At 51.1% G+C, this 24,667-nt stretch carries 25 protein-coding genes; 11 read left to right on the top strand and 14 right to left on the bottom strand.

Annotation, left to right across the window (positions count from 1 at the left end):
• Positions 1-69 precede the first annotated feature (69 nt).
• Both BD749_RS07425 and rpsT read left to right on the top strand, forming a co-directional pair.
• On the top strand, positions 70-480 hold the full coding sequence (locus BD749_RS07425) for a hypothetical protein (RefSeq protein WP_101443779.1): 411 nt from the start codon (positions 70-72) through the stop codon (positions 478-480).
• Between the two features lie 348 nt (positions 481-828).
• The gene (gene rpsT, locus BD749_RS07420) at positions 829-1,089 is read left to right on the top strand and encodes a 30S ribosomal protein S20 (protein WP_007659742.1); all 261 of its coding nucleotides are present in this window, start codon (positions 829-831) and stop codon (positions 1,087-1,089) included.
• Between the two features lie 579 nt (positions 1,090-1,668).
• On the opposite strand, the gene pyk is transcribed toward rpsT, so the two are convergent.
• Entirely contained in the window at positions 1,669-3,096 is a 1,428-nt protein-coding gene (gene pyk / locus BD749_RS07410; RefSeq protein WP_101443777.1) for a pyruvate kinase, read from the bottom strand.
• A gap of 3 nt (positions 3,097-3,099) precedes the next feature.
• Positions 3,100-3,531 (bottom strand): IPExxxVDY family protein, encoded by a 432-nt coding sequence (locus BD749_RS07405; RefSeq protein WP_101443776.1) that lies wholly within the window; start codon positions 3,529-3,531, stop codon positions 3,100-3,102.
• Between the two features lie 159 nt (positions 3,532-3,690).
• Here BD749_RS07405 and BD749_RS07400 point away from each other — a divergent pair, with 159 nt between their 5' ends.
• The 5 genes from BD749_RS07400 to lgt all read left to right on the top strand — a co-directional run bounded on the left by BD749_RS07400 (position 3,691) and on the right by lgt (position 9,060).
• The gene (locus BD749_RS07400) at positions 3,691-3,927 is read left to right on the top strand and encodes an acyl carrier protein (protein ID WP_007659745.1); all 237 of its coding nucleotides are present in this window, start codon (positions 3,691-3,693) and stop codon (positions 3,925-3,927) included.
• A gap of 62 nt (positions 3,928-3,989) precedes the next feature.
• The gene (gene fabF / locus BD749_RS07395; protein ID WP_076669842.1) at positions 3,990-5,243 is read left to right on the top strand and encodes a beta-ketoacyl-ACP synthase II; all 1,254 of its coding nucleotides are present in this window, start codon (positions 3,990-3,992) and stop codon (positions 5,241-5,243) included.
• 66 nt (positions 5,244-5,309) lie between these two features.
• Positions 5,310-5,987: a ribonuclease III gene (rnc, locus tag BD749_RS07390; protein ID WP_245868897.1), complete on the top strand. Its 678-nt coding sequence runs from the start codon at positions 5,310-5,312 to the stop codon at positions 5,985-5,987.
• Positions 5,988-6,163: 176 nt separating this feature from the next.
• Entirely contained in the window at positions 6,164-8,044 is a 1,881-nt protein-coding gene (gene nadE, locus BD749_RS07385) for an NAD(+) synthase (RefSeq protein WP_101443774.1), read from the top strand.
• Positions 8,045-8,217: 173 nt separating this feature from the next.
• A complete protein-coding gene (lgt, locus tag BD749_RS07380) occupies positions 8,218-9,060 on the top strand; it encodes a prolipoprotein diacylglyceryl transferase (RefSeq protein WP_101443773.1) in 843 nt (280 codons plus the stop codon).
• 69 nt (positions 9,061-9,129) lie between these two features.
• Here the strand turns inward: lgt and BD749_RS07375 are convergent, their stop codons facing one another.
• On the bottom strand, positions 9,130-9,975 hold the full coding sequence (locus BD749_RS07375; RefSeq protein ID WP_245868895.1) for a hypothetical protein: 846 nt from the start codon (positions 9,973-9,975) through the stop codon (positions 9,130-9,132).
• Between the two features lie 126 nt (positions 9,976-10,101).
• Between BD749_RS07375 and BD749_RS07370 the strand changes: the two genes are divergently transcribed.
• Positions 10,102-10,497, top strand: a complete 396-nt coding sequence (locus BD749_RS07370) for a VOC family protein (RefSeq protein WP_101443771.1) — start codon at positions 10,102-10,104, stop codon at positions 10,495-10,497.
• A gap of 34 nt (positions 10,498-10,531) precedes the next feature.
• Here BD749_RS07370 and BD749_RS07365 read toward each other — a convergent pair whose 3' ends face one another.
• The 5 genes from BD749_RS07365 to cdd form a co-directional block, all read right to left on the bottom strand.
• Positions 10,532-11,734: an acyltransferase family protein gene (locus BD749_RS07365; RefSeq protein WP_101443770.1), complete on the bottom strand. Its 1,203-nt coding sequence runs from the start codon at positions 11,732-11,734 to the stop codon at positions 10,532-10,534.
• Between the two features lie 90 nt (positions 11,735-11,824).
• A complete protein-coding gene (locus BD749_RS07360) occupies positions 11,825-12,973 on the bottom strand; it encodes a helix-turn-helix domain-containing protein (protein WP_245868893.1) in 1,149 nt (382 codons plus the stop codon).
• Between the two features lie 170 nt (positions 12,974-13,143).
• Complete coding sequence (locus BD749_RS07355) at positions 13,144-14,484, bottom strand: hypothetical protein (protein ID WP_101443769.1); 1,341 nt, start codon at positions 14,482-14,484, stop codon at positions 13,144-13,146.
• Between the two features lie 227 nt (positions 14,485-14,711).
• The gene (locus BD749_RS07350; RefSeq protein ID WP_101443768.1) at positions 14,712-15,353 is read right to left on the bottom strand and encodes an alpha/beta hydrolase; all 642 of its coding nucleotides are present in this window, start codon (positions 15,351-15,353) and stop codon (positions 14,712-14,714) included.
• A gap of 158 nt (positions 15,354-15,511) precedes the next feature.
• Complete coding sequence (gene cdd / locus BD749_RS07345; RefSeq protein ID WP_101443767.1) at positions 15,512-15,997, bottom strand: cytidine deaminase; 486 nt, start codon at positions 15,995-15,997, stop codon at positions 15,512-15,514.
• Between the two features lie 127 nt (positions 15,998-16,124).
• On the opposite strand from cdd, the gene BD749_RS07340 reads away from it, so the two are divergent.
• Entirely contained in the window at positions 16,125-17,474 is a 1,350-nt protein-coding gene (locus tag BD749_RS07340; protein ID WP_101444689.1) for a saccharopine dehydrogenase family protein, read from the top strand.
• Between the two features lie 22 nt (positions 17,475-17,496).
• Here the strand turns inward: BD749_RS07340 and BD749_RS07335 are convergent, their stop codons facing one another.
• The 6 genes from BD749_RS07335 to aroQ all read right to left on the bottom strand — a co-directional run bounded on the left by BD749_RS07335 (position 17,497) and on the right by aroQ (position 21,431).
• Entirely contained in the window at positions 17,497-18,213 is a 717-nt protein-coding gene (locus BD749_RS07335) for a tRNA1(Val) (adenine(37)-N6)-methyltransferase (protein WP_101443766.1), read from the bottom strand.
• Positions 18,214-18,241: 28 nt separating this feature from the next.
• Complete coding sequence (locus BD749_RS07330; protein WP_101443765.1) at positions 18,242-18,523, bottom strand: hypothetical protein; 282 nt, start codon at positions 18,521-18,523, stop codon at positions 18,242-18,244.
• 48 nt (positions 18,524-18,571) lie between these two features.
• On the bottom strand, positions 18,572-19,036 hold the full coding sequence (rnhA, locus tag BD749_RS07325) for a ribonuclease HI (RefSeq protein ID WP_101443764.1): 465 nt from the start codon (positions 19,034-19,036) through the stop codon (positions 18,572-18,574).
• Positions 19,037-19,155: 119 nt separating this feature from the next.
• Positions 19,156-19,722: a MarC family protein gene (locus tag BD749_RS07320; protein ID WP_101443763.1), complete on the bottom strand. Its 567-nt coding sequence runs from the start codon at positions 19,720-19,722 to the stop codon at positions 19,156-19,158.
• A gap of 113 nt (positions 19,723-19,835) precedes the next feature.
• Positions 19,836-20,897, bottom strand: a complete 1,062-nt coding sequence (locus tag BD749_RS07315) for an aminotransferase class V-fold PLP-dependent enzyme (RefSeq protein ID WP_101443762.1) — start codon at positions 20,895-20,897, stop codon at positions 19,836-19,838.
• An 81-nt stretch (positions 20,898-20,978) separates the two neighbouring features.
• On the bottom strand, positions 20,979-21,431 hold the full coding sequence (aroQ, locus tag BD749_RS07310; protein ID WP_101443761.1) for a type II 3-dehydroquinate dehydratase: 453 nt from the start codon (positions 21,429-21,431) through the stop codon (positions 20,979-20,981).
• A 106-nt stretch (positions 21,432-21,537) separates the two neighbouring features.
• Between aroQ and xerD the strand changes: the two genes are divergently transcribed.
• Complete coding sequence (gene xerD, locus BD749_RS07305; RefSeq protein WP_101443760.1) at positions 21,538-22,437, top strand: site-specific tyrosine recombinase XerD; 900 nt, start codon at positions 21,538-21,540, stop codon at positions 22,435-22,437.
• A gap of 400 nt (positions 22,438-22,837) precedes the next feature.
• Positions 22,838-24,487, top strand: coding sequence for a beta-N-acetylhexosaminidase (locus tag BD749_RS07300; protein ID WP_101443759.1), 1,650 nt, complete (start codon positions 22,838-22,840; stop codon positions 24,485-24,487).
• The last annotated feature ends 180 nt before the right edge of the window (positions 24,488-24,667 follow it).

Here is a 24,667-nt window from a genome sequence, read left to right as displayed (position 1 = left end):
ACTTTGAATATTTATATTCCAAATGCTAACAGTGTCGTATAAGGCATTATAACCAATGCTAATTACAAGATGAATATAAAATCAAATCTGAAAGTACTAGGTATGGCGCTAACAGTTAGTGCATTTACCTTTGCCTGTAATTCCGAAACCCGCACCGAAACGAACAGCGAAATTGACGAAGCGCAGGTAGAAATGAACGAAACCGGTGCAGAAGCCGAGCGCGAATACGATGAATTTGCGGTATGGGTAGATGAACAGTCTTCTCGCGCCGAGACAGCCACCGAAGAAGAGTGGCGTGAAATGAAAGCGGAATACAACCGCCGAGAAGCTGAGTTGGACGCTAAAAGCGATACCTGGGATGATGAAGCCAAGCGCGAGTGGCAGGAAGTGAAAGACAGCTGGAAGCGCACAGAAGACAAGGTACAGAAGCGCATCGGTGATATCGATGTGGATGTCGACGTAGAAAGAAGAAACAACTAAGCTAGCCTTTAGTTGAAGAGCAAGCCTGGGGCTGCGGCGAAAGCTGTGGACTCAGGCTTTTCTGTTTACTGTGAGCTTTACGGGTTGAAGCATTAGACAAACGCCGGAGCTGACAATTAATAGCAAACGGCAGAAAGAAAGTCAACTGTGCTATGGTATTCGGGCTAATTAAGTGTAATTTTGGGCCAGCTAAGATTAAGTATTTAGGCCGGATTGATTCCAGCACACGGATAAATACCTGACCGGGCTTTTTTTATAGTGGAGAGGCTTTGGAATTTAATTTCAAAGAATATATCTTTGCAAACTCATTTAGGATACGCAACGAAATTTTAATTAGTATAAAATAACATGGCTAATCACAAGTCGGCATTAAAGAGAATCAGATCTAACGACGCGAAACGTCTTCGTAACAGATATCAGGCGAAAACTACTCGTACTTTCATCAAAAGGCTGAAAGGCACTACTGACCAGGCCGAGGCGCAAGAACTGTACAAGACAGTTTCTTCTATGCTTGACCGTCTGGCAAAGAAAAACATCATCCACAAAAACAAAGCTGCTAACAACAAGTCGAAACTGGCTAAGTTCGTTAACGGCCTGGCTGCAGCCTAGTTTTTTGCTGGAATACCTTTCCGAAGCCTTACACATGCGTGTAAGGCTTTTTGTGTTTTCAGTCAGGAACGTTCAAAAGTTGGGATTCACCTCCGGGCATCCCTTTTGATTGTTCAATCATGCAGGTATGGATCGTTGAGTTTAGTGATTGCATACTTGTAAATAAATGCCATCCAACGCTAGGCCGGGCCGAACCACCCCCTAACCCCTCCTTGTCTAAGGGATGGAACCTTTAGCTGCCACTTCTCAGCTATAGTCGCTGTAGCTGCTGTATAGTTTAACAATACCGTCATCCCCCTGCCCCCCTCTTTGTCGAGGGCCCCTACCCCCAAGGAGGACTTTTCATACTTCCGTTTTGTCATCCTGTAAGGATCTTGGTGATCGAGGGCCCCGCTAAACAGGGATATGTAGACGCTCGCGCCATGAACACGATGCAGCTACTTAAGGCATCACAACAGAGAAGCAAACTACGCTATACCTCCAGGTATCACAGAACTCCAATTGAAAATCCCCTTTAAATAAAAAAATCCTGCGGCTGATACGTCAACCGCAGGATTTTGAAAAGGTATTAGCCTAAAACTAGGCGATACTCAGTTTAATCATGTTCGTGCGCTTCTGCTCATAGATCGGCATGCTCGCCGTATTGATGAACACATCGCCCTTGTTCAGGTAACCTGCCTTCAGGAGCATCTGCTTGATATCCTCAATAGTGGCGTCAGTAGACTCAAACTTGTCGTAATAAAAGCCGCGAACCCCCCATACCAGGTTAAGTGTGTTGAGCAAGCGTTCGTTCTCTGTGAAAATAAAGATGTCGGCCTTCGTGCGGTACTTCGCCAGCTGGAAAGCGGTATACCCTGATTTGGTCATGCCGATCACGGCGCGGGCGTTAGTATCGCGGGCTAGGTTACAGGCGTTTGCTACCAGGCTGTCATTGTAGAACGTCTGTGAGTGCGGGTTCAGGATGTATGTTTTGTTGAAGATCTCGGCCTGACGCTCTACTTCGCTAATGGTTAAGTTCATAGAACGGATCGTTTCAACCGGGTAAGCACCTACTGCTGTTTCGGCGCTTAGCATCAGCGTGTCGGCACCGTCGATCACGGCATTGGCCACGTCATTGGTTTCGGCGCGGGTCGGCTTTGGATTCACGATCATGCTCTCCATCATCTGGGTCGCAATGATTACCGGTTTGGCGGCCTTGTTGCACTTCTCCACAATCATTTTCTGCAGCATCGGCACGCGCTCCATACCTGTCTCAACGCCCAGGTCGCCGCGGGCCACCATCAGGGCATCGGCAGCGGCAATGATGGCGTCGATGTTGCGGATAGCCTCTGGCTTCTCAATTTTGGCGATCACACGGGTGTCTTTGCCACGCTCTTTGATGATGCGCTTGATCTCCATTACGTCCTCTACCTTACGAACAAAAGACAGGGCGACCCACTCAATGTCATGGTCCAGCCCGAAGTGCAGGTCACGGATGTCTTTCTCGGTCATGGAAGGGGCCGATACCGAAGAGTCGGGCAGGTTAATGCCCTTGCGGGGTTTTACAACGCCGCCGTATTTCACATCGGCCTCTACAAGGCATTCCTTATCAGTAGAGACTACTTTCAGTTCCAGCTTGCCATCATCGAGCAAGATGGTGTCGCCTGGGTTTACGTCTTTGGCCAGGGCGGTATAGCTGGTGCCCAGGTGCTCGTGGTTGCTAACGGAACCGTCGCAACGCAGCAAGATGCGCTGCCCTTCTTTTATTTCTACGCCGCCATTCTCCACTTCGCCAATGCGGATCTTCGGACCCTGCAAATCCTGCACAATGCAGACGTTGGTGTTGAAGCGACGGTTTAATTCGCGGATGTGCTCTATTACCTGCAGGTGTTCTTCGTGTTCTCCATGCGAAAAATTCAGGCGGAATGCATCTACGCCTTCCTGCACCAGTGCTAGCAGACGGTCAAAGGTATTGCTGGCAGGGCCAACAGTGGCCAGTACTTTGGTCTTGTTGAAGACTATCTTCATATATCAGAATAATAAGTGTTCCTTGTTCTTAAGTGTAAGTGGGTCGAATTGTTTCGTGTATTGAATCATGGGCAGGGTTTGAAGCCTCCTTAGGAGTTCCTGCGGATGAAGGTAATGCTGCAGCGCCCCTGTAATCTGCAGAATATAATCGTACTCCTTTACATCGGGCAGCATAAAGGGCTTTTTGGAAGCCAGTATACCCAGCGCTCTGTTGCGGAACAGCCGCACAGTGCTATGGAAGTCGTGGTGCTCAAAATGCGAGATGTACATCTTTTGCCGGTCTGTCGTTTCGTAGCACAGGTCCTGCTGGCGGGTAAGGTTTAGGCTCAGCAGGCGGTTGAGCGACCAGGCCATCTTGTAATCGCGGCATGAAGCCACCACGCCAAAAAGGGCGAAGCCGAAATCATACTCAATGTCCAGGTGCAGTGTTTTCATGGGCTACTAAACAGCGTAATTGCAAATTTATAAACATGGCATCGGAAAACGACCTTTAAGTCAAAAACTTTTATCACTTACCGAATACAGCAATTTTTTTTGACATTGTCTGCCTAATTACATTTCTTTGCACAGTGTTTTAATAAACTATAAGAAAAAATGTCAGAAATCGCAGAAAAAGTAAAGGCTATCATCATCGATAAGCTTGGTGTTGAAGAGTCAGAAGTTACTCCAGAGGCTAGCTTCACAAATGACCTTGGCGCAGATTCACTGGATACAGTAGAGCTTATCATGGAATTCGAGAAAGAATTCAACGTATCTATTCCAGATGACCAGGCTGAGAACATTGCCACTGTAGGTCAGGCGATCAGCTACCTGGAAGAGCACGCAAAGTAATATAACCCCGATTACCTTATTGTATTAAGTAATTTTTACTATCTATCCTCTACTAACAGCTTATGGAGCTTAAGAGAGTTGTAGTTACAGGGCTTGGCGCACTCACCCCACTTGGAAACAACGTTGCAGCGTACTGGAACGGGCTTGCCAATGGTGTGAGTGGAGCTGCGCCTATTACACGCTTTGATGCGAGTAAGTTTAAGACCCAGTTTGCCTGTGAAGTAAAGGGATACGATCCTGAAAATTACTTCGACCGTAAGGAAGCGCGTAAAATGGACCTGTTCTCGCAGTTCGCCATGGTGGTGGCTGACGAGGCGGTTCAGGACGCGAACCTGATCGAGGGGAACGTCAACCCCGACCGCGTAGGCGTGATCTGGGGCTCTGGCATTGGCGGTCTGCGTACTTTTCAGGAGGAGTGCGTGAACTTTGCCAACGGTGACGGTACGCCGCGATTCAATCCTTTCTTCATCCCGAAGATGATCGCGGACATCAGCGCCGGACACATTTCAATTAAGTACGGCTTCCGTGGACCTAACTTCGTAACGGTTTCTGCCTGTGCATCTGCTACCAACGCTATCATCGACTCGTTTAACTATATCCGTCTGGGTATGGCCGATGTGGTGGTAACCGGTGGCTCAGAGGCGGCTGTAACCGAAGCAGGTATAGGAGGCTTCAATGCCTTGAAAGCCCTTTCAGAGCGCAACGACTCTCCGGAAACAGCCTCCCGTCCATTCGACAAAGACCGCGATGGTTTTGTGCTGGGTGAAGGTGCAGGTGCCCTTATCCTGGAAGAGTACGAGCATGCCAAAGCACGTGGCGCCAAAATCTACGCCGAGGTGATCGGTGGCGGTATGTCCGCAGACGCGTATCACATCACAGCGCCGCATCCGGATGGAATGGGTGCCCTGAACGTGATGAAAAACGTGCTGCGCGATGCCAACATCAAACCAGAGGAGGTAGATTACATCAACGTGCACGGTACTTCTACGCCACTCGGAGATATCAGCGAGGTGAAAGCCATCCAAACAGTTTTTGGTGACCACGCCTATAAACTCAACATCAGCTCGACCAAGTCAATGACAGGTCACTTGTTGGGTGCGGCAGGTGCGATCGAGGCGATCGCCGCGATCATGTCGATCCAAAACAACCTGGTGCCGCCTACGATCAACCACTTTACAGATGATGAGAGTTTTGACCCAGGTCTTAACTTTACATTCAACAAAGCGCAGGAGCGCGAAGTGAAAGTGGCGTTGAGCAACACCTTCGGTTTCGGTGGACACAATACTTCCGTTTTATTCCGTCAATTTATCGACTAAGTGTTTGGTCCAATAAAACCAGTACGGCGCTTCTATCACAGCCTATTTACCAAGGATAGAGAGTTAGTGCGCGCCATTTCCGGAATTATTGGCAGCACACCCGACAACATACGCCTGTACAAACTGGCGCTCACACACACGTCCTTTGCGCGTCAAAACCTGGCCAGCAAGCACGATACCAACGAGCGACTGGAGTTTTTGGGCGATGCGGTGTTAGGTACGGTGGTCGCGGAATTGCTTTTCAAGAAATTTCCTTACGAAGACGAGGGCTTTATGACAGAGATGCGCTCACGGATCGTGAACCGTGAGTCACTCAATCATATTGCCATCAAAATAGGCCTGAACCTGCTCGTTAAAGTCGATACTTCCGGGGGACAGGGCACACGTCACAAATCAGTGCACGGCAACGCACTGGAGGCGCTGGTGGGCGCAATATATTTGGACAAAGGCTATACCACAACCCGGCAGTTTATCCTGGGCAAGCTCATCAAGCCGCACATAGACCTGCACAAACTGGTCAACACAACCTCCAACTTCAAAAGTAAGCTCATTGAGTGGGCGCAAAGCCAGAATGCCGAGATCCGCTTTGAGATCGTGAACCGTAAGAACCAGGGCAATACCACCGAGTTTACCTGCGAGATCTACCTGAACGATAAGCCAGTGGCCGTGGGCGTGGGCCTCTCCAAGAAAAAGGCCGACCAGGCTGCCGCCGAAAAGGCATTGGATGTGCTGAATATCAGCTAAGGGCGAAACACTTTTGACCTGATTCTACGCGCATCCGACCCAACCCTTCCTTTTACCTCCTTTTATTACTTATTGGGCTGTTTGAGCATCAGGCTATACCTGTTTAGGCTTAAGCGTTCGTTATTTGGCTGCCAAAGCTTAACTTGCTTCCGTATTGTTGCGTTAGAGAACACACTATGGAAGAAACAAGACTGATACTGGCCGGGGCCGCCCTGAATCAGACCCCGCTTGACTGGGAAGCCAACCTGCTCAATATCCGATCTGCCATCATCGAGGCAAGCACCCGAAACGTGGACATCCTGCTGCTGCCTGAGCTTTGCATTACAGGCTACGGCTGCGAAGACATGTTTCTGCACCCCTGGTTTGCTGAAGAGACGTTCGACAAGCTGCTTCAGGTAAAGGAGTGGTGCGATAACATGACAGTGTGCCTGGGTGTACATGTGATCATTGGGCAGGAGGTATTCAATACGGCCTGTGTCATCAAAAATAAAGAGATCGTAGGCTTTACCGCCAAACAGTTCCTTGCCCGCGACGGCATACACTACGAACCGCGTTGGTTCACACCGTGGCCTGCCGATGTGGTGGACGAGTTTGAAATGAAGGGAAAGCGCTACCCGATCGGCGACCTGGTGTATGAAGAGAAAGGCGTGAAGTATGCCTTTGAGATATGCGAAGACGCCTGGCGACCGAACCGCCCTGCTGAGCGCCACATGCAGAAGGGCGTGCAGTTGATCCTGAATCCGAGTGCCAGCCACTTTGCCCTAAGCAAAACCGACCTTCGCCACCGCCTCGTAGTAGAGGCTTCCAAAAAATATCAATGCGCTTACCTGTATGCGAACCTGCTTGGAAATGAGTCAGGCCGTGTGATCTTTGACGGGGAAGTACTGATCGCCCAGAACGGCAAATTGATTCGACGTAACGAGCTGCTGTGTTTCAAAGACGTGGACCTGGAATGTGCAGAGGTGAGCTTTGGTCCCAACCCCGAAATTGCCGAGACAATTGAGTACCTGCCGCCCATCGATGAGAATGCCGAGCTGATCGCCGCTCTGAGCCTGGCCCTGTTCGACTACATGCGCAAGAGCCGCAGCCGAGGCTTTGTGCTGTCGCTGAGCGGGGGTGCCGACTCGTCGTGCTGTGCGGTGGCGGTGGCCGAAATGGTGCGCCGCGGTGTCGATAGCCTGGGCGTGACCGGATTTGTGACGAAAGCCCGCATGTTCTCGCTGGAGGACGCTGAGTGCTTCGAGGAGCTGCCGCAGGAACGTGTGGTAAAGGAACTTGTAGGCCGCATCCTAACCTGTGCCTATCAGGGTACCGTTAACTCTTCTGACGCTACCTATACCTCTGCCAAAGAGTTGGCCGAGTCGATTGGGGCCGTGTTCTATGATTGGACCATCGACGACGAAGTGCAGGGCTATACCTCCAAAATAGAAAAAGCGCTCTCGCGTGAGCTGACCTGGGAGCACGACGATGTGACCTTGCAGAATATTCAGGCCCGTGTGCGCGCCCCCGCTATCTGGATGCTAGCCAATATCAATAATGCCCTGCTGCTGGCAACCTCCAACCGAAGTGAGGCAGCGGTGGGTTATGCTACCATGGATGGCGACACGGCCGGCAGCATCTCCCCGATAGCAGGTATAGACAAATCCTTCATCCGCCAGTTCCTTATCTGGATGCAGGAGGAGCTGGGCTACCTGGGGCTGGATTACGTAAACAACCTGCAGCCTACCGCCGAGCTGCGCCCTTCTTCCGAGAACCAGACGGACGAAAAGGACCTGATGCCCTACGAAATCCTCAACATGATCGAGCGACTGGCCTGGCACGACCGCCTATCGCCGCAGCAGGTGGTGGATCAGTTAGAGAAAGAGAACGTAGCGCCGGTTGACTCCCTGAAAGCGTATGTGCACAAGTTCTATACCTTGTGGTCGCGCAACCAATGGAAACGCGAGCGCTACGCCCCGGGCTTCCACCTCGATGACTATAACCTGGATCCGCGCAGCTGGCTCCGTTACCCGATCCTGAGCGGTGGTTTCCGGGAGGAGCTGAGCAAGCTGAAATAACAGGAGGCAGCCTTTACCTGTAAAAGGCACCAGCCTATACCTGCGAGCGCAAGGTAGGCTGGTGCCTTTTGCTTAGGTGGCTCTACCTGTGGATAAATATACCTACACCTGACAGGTGCTGGTTTTTTGGAGTTGCTAAATATTGTAACTTTGGCGGAACCATACTGCTGTATATGAGCATCCTGAACTATATTACCTGGGACGTAAGTCCTTCCATCTTCTCCATTGGGGCCTTCGAGGTGCGCTGGTACGGACTCCTGTTCGCGCTGGCGTTCGTGTTTGGCCAACGCATCCTGACCAAAATCTACGTGGCAGAGGGCCGCACCGAAGGCGATGTGGACATCATCACCCTGTACATGATCGTGGGCACGGTGGTAGGCGCGCGCCTGGGCCATACCTTGTTCTACCAGCCCGAGTATTACCTGAGCAACCCGATCGAAATACTGAAGATCTGGGAAGGCGGACTGGCCAGTCATGGTGCTACCATTGGCATTCTGCTGGCGCTATGGCTGTTCAGCCGCAATCACAACTTCGACTACATGTGGGTGCTGGACCGGATCGTAATCGTGGTGGCCCTCGGTGGCGCGCTCATCCGACTGGGCAACCTGATGAACTCTGAGATATTCGGGCGACCGACTGACCTGCCGTGGGGCTTTATTTTCGTGCGCCAGAGCGAGTACTCGCACGTGCCGCGCCATCCTACGCAGTTGTATGAGTCGTTCAGTGTGTTTGTGCTGTTTGTGCTGCTGTACTGGCTTTGGAAAAAATACAAAGAGGCACTGCCTAAAGGTTTGCTGTTCGGTATTTTCGTGACGGCCCTGTTCACGTTCCGCTTCCTGGTAGAGTTCCTGAAAGAAGTGCAGGTAGAAAAAGAGGCGACGATGGCGCTAAACATTGGGCAGCAGTTGAGCATCCCGCTGATCATTGCCGGTTTGATCATCCTTTTCAGAGTATGGCAGAACCCAAAGCCAGCCTTGCCAGGAGGGAAGTCGTCACGGCAGGTTGCCCGGAAATAGAGAAACGACACAGAAATAGTAACGGCCAGCAGTAATGCTGGCCGTTTGGTTTTGGGGAAGTATACGCCCTTAGTTCAGGCTAAACCTGAACAAGCCGCCGTCTTCGCTCGTGATCACCAGCGTGTTTTCATTTTCAAAGGCCACAGCCTCTGTCTGCCCAGCTTTTTTAATACCCATTTTCTGGTAATCGCCTTTGTAAAAGGAGCCTGGGTTGTCCACGTTGCTGAAAACATGTAGGGCACCCTCGCTCACAAGCGCCACAGCACTGCCATCGGCATTGCTGGCTGCGCCAGTTACCGGTACGCCCAGTTTATGACTGCCCAGCAGTTTGGCCTTGTATTGCCCGCCGCTGTCGGGGAGCTCGTATACCTTGGCCGTTACTTTTTTGCCCCTGTCCTTCGATACCAGGTATAGCTTGCCGCCTTGCCAGAAGATGGCCTCCACATCAAAGTTCATGTCTTTTTCAGCGGGCGGATACTTCTTCTGATCTTCGTAGGTAAACCGAATGGCCTCTATTTGATCCGGCTTGTCGAGTTGGAGTTTGTAGATGGCCAACTCCTTGCGCTTGTTGTTGTTATTGCCCGTGTCTGCTATGTAGATGTTGCCATCGCTGTCGCGCGCCAGGTCCTCCCAATCTACATTAGGGAGGCTAAGTTTAATGGTCTCAAGCAATTTTCCTTTGCGGTCCACCAGGTAGAGGTATGGTTTATTGCCAGCATCGTTGTGGGTGATGTAGGCGTCGCGCTCAGGTATAAACTCAACGCCTGAGCTTTCGCTCACCTGAGAGGGTAATTTCGCCAGTCTGACTAGTTTCCCGGCTGCTGGGGATGCGCTTGTGTTGGTATCGAAGGGGCGCCCTAAAAAGTAAAAGAGGACTACCAGGACAGGTATGAAAAAGGCGAGTATTTTCAACATAAGCTTCATAGCGTTATTTAATAGAAGTAGGTGCGCCTAGGTATAACGGAAAGCAAAAGCCCTGTGGTTGCGTACAAACTGGAAATACCTGTTTTTTTGCCGGATGAATGTTTTCAATGTGTAGCGATGGAGATAAAAAAAATAAAAGAAACTTGCCTGTATGTGACGGATCTGGAGCGCAGCCGCCGGTTTTATAATGGCAAGTTAGGTTTGCCTGTGATCGGGGAGGTGAAGGACCGGCACATCTTTTTCAGGGCTGGAGAGTCGGTACTGCTGTGCTTCCTGCCCGAGGCCTCCAAAAAAGGAGGGACCCTGCCACCGCACTACGGCTCGGGCCAGCTACACCTGGCTTTTGAGGTAAGCCGGGATGACTACGATGGTTGGAAGCGCACAGTAGAGGAGGCAGGTATAGCCGTAGAGCAGGAGTACGATTGGGGCCGCGGCTTCCTGTCGTTCTACTTCCGGGATCCGGACCAGCACTTACTGGAGGTGGTGATGGAAGGCATGTGGGAGAAGAGTTAGCGACAGCTCTCTTGCTGACTCTTCTTCCCGGACATCATTGCCGAACCTCCCAACTGCTCACAACGGGCTCACTTTCCTTTCTCTTCTCGATATTTAGTCCCGTAAGTCGCAGCGTTTCTATTCTCTGGACGGATTTCATGCCGAAAAGTATACGGAGCCAATTGAATGGCATGATCAGGTATCTGATCAGCAGGAAGCAGATAACGAAGGTGCTCAGGCTCATAAATGCAAACTTAAAGCCGATGCTCCAGTCTACCTGCAGCAGGTAATAGCCCAATGCCACGATCACGGTCTGGTGCAGGATGTAAAATGGGTATACCATCTCGTTGGCCTGCGCCAGGTATTTGTTTTTCAGGTTGAGGTGCTGCATGGCGAACCCGAGTATTACCATCAGCCAAAACCAGCGATTACTTTGTTTTAATACATAGTAGAAGTTCAACTCCATCCCGCTCAGGTCTCTGTCCTTAAACCAGTAAAAGGTATACAGGAGGGCTAGCGTTATACCTGCCAAGGCGAGACTGTGCCAGCGTATCTCCCGCACCTGATCCTGCAGCTGAGGGATTTTCATCAACAGAAAGCCGATCAGAAAGACCGTGATATACAGGAAATGGTTGGCCCAGTCATCGATCAGGGCGTTAGTGGCCGGAAAGCGTTCGTTGAGAAGCACACCGCCTATACTTAGCCACAGCGCTGGCGCTGTCAGTAGCACCCAGCCCCGTATACCTGCCGTATGCACGCTGGCCCGGCGCAGATATGCCAGCAGCGGCAGAAGCAGCAGACTGTAGCAAAAGATGTAAGCCAGGTACCAGAGGTGGTGCCAGCTAAAGTTGCCTTCCGGGTAGGGCTCAAATTCAAAAATAGAAGAATAGAAACTCCAGTAATCGGTGGCCGTACCCTGCGCTGCCCGCTCAAAGTATACCTGTGGCGGCACGACCAGCAGCATCCCGATGACCAAGGGCAGCAAAATGCGCTTGAGCCTGTCTCTGGCGAAAGTACCCGCACTCCGGAATCCCATTGCAAAGTATACGCCCACGCCCGACACCAGAAAAATGAGCGACATGCGCCACTGGCTCATGAAGATCATGGGCACCTGCAGCGTTTCGCTGAGAACCGGGTTTTTGACGTGCCAGTCCCAGCTGACGAAGTACATGCCGGTGTGGTAAAATATGAGGAGCGAAAAGGCCAGCACCCGCAGCCAGTCGAACTCGTAGCGTCTGATTTTGATCTGATTTTCCATAGCGTTTTAGTTTGATACAAACATCGCTAAAGCAGACCTCATCAGAAGAATCTGCCGATAAGGGCGGGGTGCTAATTTATAGGGAAGTACTTAAACGGAGCCGGAAACGGCTGATTTGCGGAATTGCCCCGGCGTCTGGCCGGTGTATTTTTTAAACACGCTGCTAAAGGCGGACTTCGACATATAGCCTACCTGCTCGGCCACTTCCTCTACTTTCAGGTGCTGTTGAGCAGGGTCTGCCAGGATGGCTTTGGCCTCTTGTATGCGCAGCTCTGCCAGGTATTCAAAAAAGCTCTTGCCCAGGCGCTCGTTCAGGCTCTGCGACAGGTAGTGGGGCGAGGTATGCAGCTGTTTGGCCAGGGTAGGGAGGGAAGCAGATGGCAGGGTATAGAATTTTTCCTGCTCGGCCGCTTTGAGCTTGTGGATCAGGTCTTGCTTGGCCTCCTCGCTCAGGGCAGACTTCTCATACTTCACCTGCACCACGGGCTGGAAGAAAGCAGAATCGGTGATGATCTTGTAACTCGCAAAAAAGAGCTGCAGCACCAGGAAAATGGCCAGAAAATGATCGCCCAGGTCGCGTTCGTAACTTAGCTTCACGACCACGATCAGCACCAGCGTGGCAACAAAGAAGTAGAGCAGAAACCTGGCCCAGGTATAGAAGTAGGGGATTGGGGATTCCGTTGTGTTCTTTTTCCTTAAAAGCAGAAAGCACATGATAATGTAGACGAGAATGTGCAGTATGGTCAGCTCGTTCACATACCAAGTCCAGTGCAGCGGGTCCCAGAAAAGCTCGATGGTGACCGGCAAACGCGCCATCTCCGGAAAGTAGGCACTGATGTAAGCGTTGTATTTGACTTCCTCCGGCTGAATGTAAAAAAGGATGTGGTAGAGGAAGTACACCGCAAAAGGAATGAAATGCAGCCACTGCCGCTTCGTCCACTTGTAACCGCTTAGGCTCCGGAAAAGCAGATACGTGAGCGGACCAACAGCAAAATTTGCCGGCTCCGAGAAATCAACCAGGTGCAAGGTGCGGAACATCAGGCCGCTGTAGCACAGAAAAACCTCCAGCACCATGCAGGCGAAGGTGAAGGCCAGCGCCGCCAAGAGCAGGTGGTGGTAGGGTTGCCTGTGCGGGCGCCTGGCCAGGAACAGCAGGCTCATAAAGAAGCCCTGCACCACGCCTACCAACAGAATGGCAGCAAACCAGTCGAATCTGAAGAAAGGCTCTGTTTGTGACATGGGCAGGTATAACCGACAACGGGCAATTCGTGTATTAAAGCTAAGACTTAATTTAGACTTACGCTGCAATAAGCTGCAGGATTCTGTACTTGTATGGTATGAGAAGCCATTAAAAAGAAAAGCCCCGGCGATTTGGCCGGAGCTTTGTTATGATCCTGAGGTATAAAAACTTACTGTAATCGTGCCTGAATCTCCTCGATCAGACCGTCGTAGCGCTTCAGTAGGCGACCCCAGTCTTTAAAGTCCTCGTCATCTTTCACACTAATGTTGCGTGCCGTGTTGTTTTCCCGCTCGTGGCGTTGGCTTACGATCTTCACCACATAGGTCAGGTCGTTGGAGTTACCGCCGCTGCTCACGATCACGCGGGTGCGGATCATGTTGGCGCCGTTGAAGTTCTGCACCTGCCAGGCACTGGTCAGGTAACCGGTGTTGTAGTCCACTGTCTCCAGCACGTCGAAACGCTTGGTGATGATTGAGCTCAGGATTCTCCAGGCGTCGGCCGGGTCTACTCCTTTGTTCACAGGTATGGTGATGCGCACATTGGCCATGTCGGAAGAGATAGAAGAGGTATAGGCCTCATCCACAGCTAGTTCTACGAACTCAGTCGGCTCCGGTGCCTGCATGTTTTCCTGGTTGCAGTAGTTTTTGATGTAGCGCAGGAAACCGTCTTTCATCACGCGTACTTCCACGCAGCCGTTCTTGGGTACTTTCAGGTCGTATTTACCCACCCCAACCACTTTGCCAGCCACTTCAATGTTGGCATCAGCTGGGGATGTAGTCATTTTTACCAGACGGTCCTCGAGCAGGGCGCGGCTGCGCAGCGGAGGAAGCGGGTCTGTGGCAGGTTTGTTGCAGAACACTTGCACCACCTCAGCGAAGCCGTCTTTCGTAACGGTCACGGTTACGCAGGTGCCAAACGGAACGCTCACATCGGTGTTGCCGCGGCCGGTCACTACCCCGTTCAGCGCCACGGAGGCGTCGGCCGGAATCACTTCCAGTCGCACCTGGCGGTCTTTTAGTTCAAAAAAGTCTTTTACGGGAGGCGCCTCGCGGTCCTTCTGGTTGTAGTATACCTTGGTTTGCGGTGCGAAGCCCGGCTTTTTTACCTCTACATTCAGGAACTTGTCCTTCTCCACGATCAGGTTAATGCGTTTGGTGCCAGCCAGACGGCCGTCAATGTAGATCTCCGCATCATAAGGCTCTACGCTGATGTCGATGAGGCGGTTGGCCAGCTCAACTTTCTGGTCTTTGTCCCACTTCATGGTGCGCGGAAACTCCCGGATCACAGGCTCATAACCTTCTTTCACCACAGCTATGCGGTTGCGGGAGTCTTTGTTCAGCTTCAGCTCTATGCTTCCGACACCGAGTTCGCTCACGGTGCTGTTGTCCGCATCATTGAGTAAAAAGAACTTGGCATCCGGGAAATTCGAAGCGACGTTAATCTTGCCCTGTGCAAGGGCAGAAAACGCGAGTAAAAAGAAAATAAAGGATAAGTAGAGATTTCTCCTCATAGGAATTAAATAAAGTAGATATGAAATGGAAATGGGTTTGTTACAGTTAGATCACCACAAATTTAAATAACTTTTCTTTAAATTTGTATATATCTATTTGTACATTAACTAAAATACCTAGAAATGGGTATTTCCGGGGTGCTATACTTAATAAAAGTGTATCATATGTTATAACAATAACTCCGGCGTTAAAGCCAGGTTTTGTCTCAAGAAAGATAGGTGAAAGATTAAGCTTTCAGTTTAAGCAGCAGATCCGGGGTTATGGTATGCCCTCCCTCGAAGGTGTGGATTTGAGGTAAAATTCCGAGACGGTTCATGATTTGCTGCTGGTGCTGCAGCTTGTCTGGCGTAATAAATTCATCTTGCGTGCCGTATACCACATCTACTGCTTTACCTGCAAATGCTGTTTTACCTGTTTCAAACTCAATATCTTCGGGAAAAGAGGCTGCCCAGAGCACCAAATGCCGGCAAGGCACCTGGTTCGTGGAAAGCCAGCGGCAGACTGTGGCACCGCCTTGCGAAAAGCCCAGCACATGTACCCGCACATCTGCCGGCACCTGCAGCAAAACCTCCTGCAACAGTAAGTTCAGGTAAGCAGCCTGGTCCTCAATTTCCGAAAGCCGGTCTTCCCTGGTCATCCAGGTAGCGCCCACCCTACCCGAAAACCCATCGAGGTAAAATCGTGACAGTGCCTCTGGCGCCACCACCAGGGTAGCGCCATCGTCCAGCACCGCAAAGTGCCTTAAAAAGTAGCGAGCCAACTGTCCATACCCATGGCAAACCACCCAAACATCGCGGGTGTGCTCGGAGGAGGTGCCCAAGGTATAGTAGCGCGCCGTGCGAGGCACTGTCAGTTTGTGCGAGTTCATTTTTGATTGAGTGATTGAGTGAATGAGTAAATGATTTATTTAGTGAATTTGATTTTTCTAATCACAATTAAACAATTTAGCCATCAACAAACTGACAATTCACTCAACCACTTATTCAAAAATCACTCAATCACTCAATCACTCAATCACTCATTCAATTAAAGGTGTTCTTTGTTGAACTGGAAAGGCAACAGATCGCTGACGCTGCGCAGGCGGTAGAATTTGCCATCGGGGCCTTGCAGAAGCACAGGTATAGCTTCGCCCTGTTTGTGCTCATACTCGGCCATTACCTGGCGGCAGGCACCGCAGGGCATAGCTGGCAAAAAGTGCTGCTCGCTTCTGCGTCGGGCGGTTACGGCGATCAGCTTTATTTTTTTGTTCGGATAATGGGCGCTTGTGGCAAACAGGGCCGTCCGCTCGGCGCACATACCAGATGGGTAAGCCGCATTCTCCTGGTTGCTGCCTTTAAACAGGGTACCATCTTCCAGCACAAGAGCAGCGCCTACCAGAAAGTTGGAGTAAGGAGCGTAGGCATCGTTTGCTGCCTCCTGCGCGAGCGACATCGCGTCGCGTTCCTGTTGGGTAAGTTCGTTTGTCGAGTCGAGTACGTCGATGCAGATATGAATATTCAGCTCACTTGCCATTTAAGACCTTTTAGGTATAAAAATTAGAAAAGGGCTATAAATTTAACGGAATATTCTGATAAAACAATGCAAAAGGTTGGCCTTGCAGGGGCTAATTGCTAAATTCAAACGCAACGATACAAATGCTATGAAGAAAATACTCGTGCTTGGAGCCGGTCGCTCCGCCTCTTCGCTGATCCAGTACCTCTTACAACACGCTCCTGCCGAGAATTGGCACATCACCATTGGAGACATCCACGTGGGCCACCTGCAAAGCAAGATCGCACCTTTGGACTTTGCCGAAGCCATCGTGTTTAATGTGCACGATGAGGCCCAGCGGGCAGCTGAGGTAAACAGGGCCGATCTGGTAATCTCGCTGTTGCCGGCCATCTTCCATATAGAAGTAGCGCGGGAGTGCCTTCAGCAGGAGAAGCATTTGATCACGGCCTCCTACGTTTCACCGGAGTTCAGGGAGCTGCACGAGGAGGCGAAAAGCAAGAACCTGACTATCCTGATGGAATCGGGTCTTGACCCGGGGATAGACCACATGTCGGCCATGGCCGTTATTCAGCGCGTGCAGGGTATGGGCGGTAAAATCACCTCTTTCAAGTCTTACACGGGCGGATTGGTAGCACCGGAGTCGGACAACAACCCCTGGAACTACAAGTTTAGCTGGAACCCGCGCAATGTGGTGCTGGCAGGGCAGGGAACGGCCAAGTACATCAAAAACGGCGAGTACAAGTACATTCCATACCACCAGCTGTTCAAGCGCACCGACGAGTTGTACGTAGAAGGCTATGGCCACTTCGACGGCTATGCCAACCGCGATTCGCTCAGCTACCGGGCGCACTACGGGTTGCAGGATATCCCTACCATGCTGCGCGGCACACTGCGCCGCATTGGCTACTGCGCTGCCTGGGACGTGTTTGTGCAACTTGGCCTCACCGACGATACCTACGACCTGGAAGGGGTGGAGAGCATGACAAACCGCAGCTACCTCGACGCCTTCCTACCACCGGCAGCCTCTCCGGACGAAACCCCTCAGCAGCGCCTATGCCGCTATGTAGGTATAGCACCAGAAGGGGAGGTACTGGAAAAATTGAACTGGCTCGGTCTGTTTGAAGAAACTCCACTGGGGATGACGGTGGCCACACCGGCGCAGGTACTCGAAAAGATATTGGTCGGCAAATGGAAGCTGGAGCCTGGTGACAAAGACATGATTGTGATGCAGCACCTGTTTGAGTTCGAACTGAACGGCGAGCAGCATGAACTCACTTCCTCGCTGGTAGTGCTAGGCGACGACGAAGTACAAACGGCCATGGCCAAAACTGTGGGCCTGCCGGTAGGTATACTGGCAAAGCTTCTGCTACAGGGCAAAATTGATCGTCGCGGCGTAGTGATCCCTATTTATCCCGATCTATACGAGCCGGTGCTCGAAGAGTTGAAAGGATACGGGGTCGACTTTGTGGAAGTAGAAACGGTAAAAGCGGCACATTAGCAGGTATCGCTGCCGGCGTGTTTCAGAAAATCAGGTAATATGCGCGCAGCAACTCAGCGAAGGGAGCCGTGTAGGTTGTGCCATCATCCTGGCGTATGTCGAGCTTGTTAGTGATGGCCGTTTCCGTCGGTGCGAAGGTATAGGTCTGGATATGGCGGATGCACTTGCCGCCGGTGCGGGTGTATACTTCCAGCGTCTCGTTCAGGTATAGCCGGTACGATCTGGCAAGTTCGGCAAAGTGCTGCGCCTCGGCCGGTGGCAGGAGCAGGTATAGTTTTCCGTGCGAAGCCAGACGCTCCTGCGCAAAAGTCAGAATATCTTCAAAGAGCAGGTCGCCGGTGTGCTTGGCGGTATTTTTGGCGGCATCATCAGACTTGAGCGAAGCCAGAAAAAACGGCGGGTTCGACAGGATAACGTCGTATTGCTGCGTGCAGGTCCTGGCAAATTCCTGCAGAGGCATGGGGTGGAGTTTCAATCGTTCCGCCCAAGGGCTTTCTTCGAAATTTTGTGCTGCCTGCGCCTGCGCCTCCGGGTTAATCTCCACTGCCTCCACTACAGCCTCCGACCGTTGCGCCACCATCAGCGCCAGCAAACCCGTCCCCGTCCCCATATCCAGCACCTGCTTCGCCTTGCTCGCCTCCACATAAGCGCCAAACACACAGGAATCGGTGCATACCTTCATGGCGCACTGGTCCTGATTGATACGGAACTGCTTGAATTGGAAGTAAGTGTTAGGCAAGGTTATTTAATGACTAATGAGTAATGGCTTATGCTCTTTTTAGGTGCTTTTTTGTGTAGGGAAGGAATGCGCTATTGAAAAGTAACATAACAGCTGCGGTGATAAGTATAAAATCAGGGTTGTTGAAAGCGTGTGTCAATAGATAGCCAACAAGAAATAGCACTGGAGTTGCTGTGAAATAGACGGCTACGATACGGTTCGGTCTTCTTAAAACCACGACCACACCAACAGCCAGAAAAACAACAAGCGCTGACAGCAGCAATAAGATTGCTACATATACTACCGCCACCAAGCCATCCAGTGCAATCATGTTGTTTAATTATTCTTTACTCATCTATAATTATCCATTCGCTCATCATCACTTCGAGTTATACATCCCCGACTCAAACCCCTCGTCAATCAACAGATTAGGCGCCAGCGCGCTGGCAACTGCCAGTTCGTCGCAACGCTCGTTTTCAGGGTGACCGGCGTGGCCTCTTATCCAGACGAACTTGACGTTGTGCTTGGCATATACCCGTAGGAACCGGGCCCAAAGGTCGCCGTTGGCTTTGCCAGCGAAGCCTTTCTTCTGCCAGCCAAAAACCCAGCGCTTCTCCACGGCATCCACCACATACTTAGAGTCGGAGTAGACCGTGACAGGAATACCGGGTTTGGTGATCGCCTCGAGCCCCACAATTACGGCGAGCAACTCCATGCGGTTGTTGGTAGTCTTGCGAAAACCGGCAGTCAGTTCTTTCTCGTGGTTTTTCCAGCGCAGGATGGTGCCATACCCTCCCGGACCCGGATTCCCTCGTGAAGCACCGTCTGTAAAAAGCTCGATCATATTTTAAATTGAGTGAATGAGTGAGTACCTTTTGATTTAGCGATTGAGTGAGTTAGTGAATGAGTGATTGTGAGAAAAATAATAATCCACTCATTCGCTAAATCACTCAATCACTAAATCTAAATCGGTAGATTCGTTTTGAATAATTTAATGGCGATGGCCAGCAGGATAACGCCGAACACTTTGCGGAGTACGTTGGCACCGGCTTTGCCGAGTTTGCGCTCCAGCCATGGCGAAGCTTTTAGAACGATGTAGACAAACATCAGGTTCAGGACAATGCCCACCAGCACGTTGGGCAGTGAGTAAGCAGCACGTAGGGAGAGCAGGGTGGTCATGGTGCCGGCCCCTACAATGAGCGGGAACGCCAGCGGTACGATGGAGCCGCTTTTTACCTCAGGGTCAGAGTGGAAAAGGTCTTTGCCCAGGATCATCTCCAGACCGATCAGGAAAATGATAATGGCGCCGGCCATGGCAAAAGACTCGAAATCGATGCCGAATAGTTTCAGAATGCCGTCGCCCACAAACAGGAACACGATCATCAAAATACCCGAAATGATCGTGGCTTTCTCAGATTCGATCTTGCCTTCGCGCTTGCGCAGATCGATGATGATAGGGATAGAGCCGAGGATATCGATTACCGCAAACAGAATGAGCGTGACTGACGCAATTTCCTTGAAACTGAACATGCTTTTAAGTGTTGGTGGTTAATTGTTAAATCGTAACTCCAGCAAACTATAAGATGCAGGTATACAGTAGATTGCGATACGCAACCATTTAACAAGCCGCAAAGGTAGGATTCTTAGGCGTAATAATGCAGGAAAAAGCGTTTTAGCTCTTCATACTCCTCGTTATCGATGGCCGGGAAATTGGCGACCCGGAAGGTATTGCGCTGCCAGGGGCCGTAGCCGTTGCCCAACCGGATGTTGTGGTGCAGGGCCCGCTTCTTGATGTCCTCCACCAGGCGCTCGTTCGCCTCCAGCACCAGCACCGTTTTGGAGCGTACTTCCTCGTTCTCGATCAGGAGTTTAAAGTCGATGAACTGCCCAAAGAATTCATAAAGCTCATTGGCGCGGTCGATCAGGTCGATGTCGATCTGCTTGATGAAAGGCCGGTCTTCGAGCATGCGCTTGAGCAGGTAAATGTTGAGCGTGTTGGGCGTATGTACTGTCTGGTAATTCAGCATCTTTTCGTAAAGCGACACCAGGCTGTTGTAGTGGTTGCGCTCGTTCATTTGCTTGGCCCGGAAAATGGCACGCGGGGAGCATACCAGTATACCCAGCCCAGGCGGCAGCCCAAAGCATTTCTGCACCGATGCAAACCAGATATCCGCCTTGATATACTTCAGGTTAAGGCCCGCCATAGACGAAGTGGCATCCACGGCCGTGAGCGTGTCGCGGAAGCGGTTGTGCAGGTTGAGGATAGAGGTGGCTGTTACCTGGGTGCCATTGGAGGTTTCGTTTTGGGTGATGCAGATCAGTTCCGTGTCGGTGCTGATGTCGAGCGACTCCACGGGCATCACTTCGTTTATATCGAACCGGTGACCTTCTGCTTCAGGGCGCATTTTTTTGGCGTACTCGTACCATTTCTCGCCAAATGAGCCATTGTAGATGTGGAAGCTCTTCTTTTTGGTGAGGCTCTGGATCAGGATCTCCCAGCACTCGGTGGCGGAAGAGGTGAAGTAAATAGAGTAATCCTGTGGAATATTGAGGCGACGCTTGAGCGAGCCCACCACGGCGCGGGAGAGCTGCACAAACTGTTCTCCGCGATGCGGAGCATCCATAATTCCTTCGTCGTACGCATCTGTCAGATAGGTGCGCACCTCAGGGTATAGTTTTGACGGACCAGGGAAGAAATTCAGCATGCGGGAAATATAAAACAATTATAGTATTGCTACTATATACGTCATACGATATTTAGTGAACGGAAATTTAGTGTTGTACTGTTATTTTTTCGAGCCAAAACCGATCTGCTTCGGCTTCATACGCTCGAAATATTGCAGGGCCATCCGGTAACTCTCCAGCCCGAAACCGGTGATTACGCCTTTGCAAAACGGCGCCAGCATGCTCTTGTGCCGGAAAGCGTCGCGGGCGTATACGTTGGAGATGTGCACCTCAATTACCGGCGCTTCAATGGCTTTAATGGCGTCGGAGAGGGCCACGGAGGTATGGGTGTAGGCGCCGCCATTGAACACGATGCCCTTGTAGCTGAAGCCCACTTCGTGCAGTTTGTCTATGAGCACACCCTCGGTGTTGGACTGGAAATAGGATAACTCCATGGCCGGGAAAGCTTCCTTGAGCTCCTCGAAATAGGACTCAAAAGACTCCGAGCCATAGACAGATTTTTCGCGAACACCTAAAAGATTGAGGTTGGGGCCGTTCAGGATCAGGATTTTCATAGTTTTAAGGTATAAATGCGTTTTCAGCTGAAATCAGCGTCTGCAATTTAAGGATTAACTATCTTTGCTTTGATTTTTTGACAAAAGAAAGTTTTGTGCTATACCTATGAAGTGGTCCATCTGCATTACCCAGTTTGAACAGTACCTGCGCCTGGAAAAGTCGCTGTCCGGTAACTCCGTGGAGGCCTACCTGCGCGATATCCGCAAGCTGACTGATTTTCTGGACATAAAAGGTATAGCCGTGCAGCCGGAGCAGGTAACTCCTCCTGTTTTGCGCGAGTTCCTGGAGTGGGTGGCCGAACTGGGCATGACGCCGCACTCGCAGGCACGCACGCTGTCAGGTATACGGGCTTTCTACAAGTTCCTGATCATGGAGGACATGCTCACCGCTGACCCCACCGAAACGATAGAAGCCCCGAAACTGAGCCGCAAACTACCTGACACGCTGCACTTTCACGAGATAGAGCAACTGCTGGCTGCCATCGATATGTCGACGCCGGAGGGCACGCGCAACCGCGCCATGCTCGAAACGCTCTACAGTTCGGGCCTGCGTGTGTCAGAATTACTGGAGCTGAAACTGAGTAACCTCTATGAAGACATGGGCTTTCTGAAAGTGGCCGGCAAAGGCGACAAGGAGCGACTGGTGCCGATCGGGCGCGATGCGCTCAAGCACATTCAACTTTACCGCGAGGGCGTGCGCTGCCACCTCACCATCAAAAAAGGCCACGAAGACTTTGTGTTTCTGAACCGTCGCGGTGCTAAACTGACACGGGTGATGGTCTTCACGATCATCAAAGACCTGGCCGCCAAGGCAGGTATACAGAAAACGGTGAGTCCCCATACTTTCCGCCACTCCTTCGCCACACACCTGATTGAGGGAGGTGCCGACCTGCGTGCCGTGCAAGAGATGCTGGGCCACGAGTCCATCACCACCACCGAAATCTACACCCACCTCGACCGGGATTATCTGAAGCAGGTGATCAGGGATTACCACCCGAGAAGCTGAGTTAAGTTTGGGAGTTGGAGAGTTTAGGAGATAGAGAGTTTAGGAATTAAGATGTAGCGACGTTACAGCGTAACGTCGGGGTGCTACGCAGCATTGCTACTACACTGTAGGGCCAGGTCGGGGCCTACCCAAATCGTGCATGATCAATCGTGATGGCTATAGCGCGAGCGTCCTCGCTCGTGATTTACTATCGTGGGGCCTCTGGCCCAGCAAGCTGCTCATGCAAGTATACACAAATGGGCCAGAGGCCCCTCTATACCCAGCACGAGCAAAGACGCTCACGCTATGAATTAATTTATATACCTATACACGAACTTCCATGAAGACCAATTCCACACCAATCCCATTAAACCAAGCGTTCCAACACTAGTCCATAGACTGCACAAACCTAAAACACGACATGCGATCTACTTTTTGCCGGTTAATCACCACCACACTACTAGCCCTTTCTATACCTTTCCTGGCCACCGCCCAGTCCGCGGACGACATCATGCCTATACCTGTTGAAGTGATTAAAGAGGGTCGGGGGCATGTGAGCATCAACAGCAAGACACAAATCGTGTTCGATAAGCAGTTCGGGTCCCAGGCGGAGTTTCTGCAGGAAATGCTGGCAGCCCAAACGGGATTGAACTTACAGTTATACTCCAATGCGGCAACTAAACCCAAAGCCAGTCACCACATCCGTCTTGTTTTCGACACCAAAACCATCGACAAAGCCGAGATGTATACCTTGACCGTATCGGGCAAGGACGTAACGATTCGGGCCAAAGATACTGGCGGCATGGTCTATGGTATACAGACCCTTTTGCAGCTATTCCCTATCAAGCAGGTGCGCGAGGCGAAAATTCCGGATGTGAAGATCAAAGACTACCCACGCTTCGCTTACCGCGGCATGCACCTGGACGTAGTGCGGCACATGTTCCCCGTGGAGTTTATCAAGAAGTACATCGACTACCTGTCCTTTCACAAGTTCAACACCTTCCACTGGCACCTGACCGACGACCAGGGCTGGCGCATCGAAATAGAGTCCTACCCAAAGCTGAACTCGGTGGGCTCATGGCGAAAGGAAACGCTCATCGGCCACTTCAAAGACCAGCCGGCAAGGTATGACGGTACCCGCTATGGCGGTTATTATACCAAGGACGAAATACTCGATGTGATCAACTATGCTTCTGTTCGCGGCATCAACATCATACCTGAGATCGATATTCCGGGCCACAGTCGCGCCACTATTGCCGCTTACCCTGAGCTGAGCACCCGACCCGACACTACCTGGAACGTAGCCACTACTTGGGGTATGTATAACCGCCAGAACAACGTGTTGCAGCCTAATCCGGCTACTTTCCAGTTTCTGGAGACTGTTTTTCAGGAGGTAGCCGACCTGTTTCCATATGAGTACTTCCACCTGGGTGGCGACGAAACAAGCAAGAAATGGTGGAAAGAAGACTCGGTTTCGCAAGCTTTCATCAGAGACCATAACCTGAAGGACGAGAAAGGACTGCAGACCTATTTTGTAGAGCAAGTGGCCGGATACCTGGCTGCTAAGGGCAAGAAAGTGATCGGGTGGCACGAGATCCTGGAAGGCGACCTGAGCACTTCGACACTGATCATGAACTGGGGAGGAGAGAAGGAAGGTATAGCAGCCGCTACCCGTGGTCACCAGGTGATCATGGCGCCAGGCCACCCGCTGTACTTTGACCACTACCAGTCCAAAGACCCGAACGACAGCCTGGCCATACACGGTTACAACCCGCTGGACGCTGTGTATAATTTTGAGCCTATACCTGCTGCATTGCGCGAACAGAAACTGGGCCACTACATCATCGGGGCGCAGGCTAATTTGTGGACAGAGTATATTGGTAGTACGGCCAAAGTGGAGTACATGGTGTTCCCGCGTATGACGGCGCTGAGCGAAGTGCTGTGGTCACCAGCCGAGAAGAAGAATTTCACTGATTTCAAGCATAGGATCAACACTGCCATCATTCCGCGCTATACCTTCTGGGGAGCAAAGTACTTCCCGCACTTTGAGCAATGGATGATGGGGAAATAATACGTAAAAATGGACTGAAAAGCAGCGATATATAGAGTTGGTAATTGATAATTACTATATTTAAAAGCTGTAATAACACAGGCTGTGTTTCATGCATGGCCTGTGTTATTTTTTTCAACCCATTTCCAAGCTTTTTATGACAACAACTTTACTCGAAAAAGAAAAACAGACTACCCATTT

This window comes from Pontibacter ramchanderi, from assembly GCF_002846395.1.
In the GTDB taxonomy this organism is placed as follows: domain Bacteria; phylum Bacteroidota; class Bacteroidia; order Cytophagales; family Hymenobacteraceae; genus Pontibacter; species Pontibacter ramchanderi.
The sequence above is the reverse complement of the archived record's forward strand: the minus strand, read 5'-3'. Positions and strand labels throughout refer to the sequence as shown.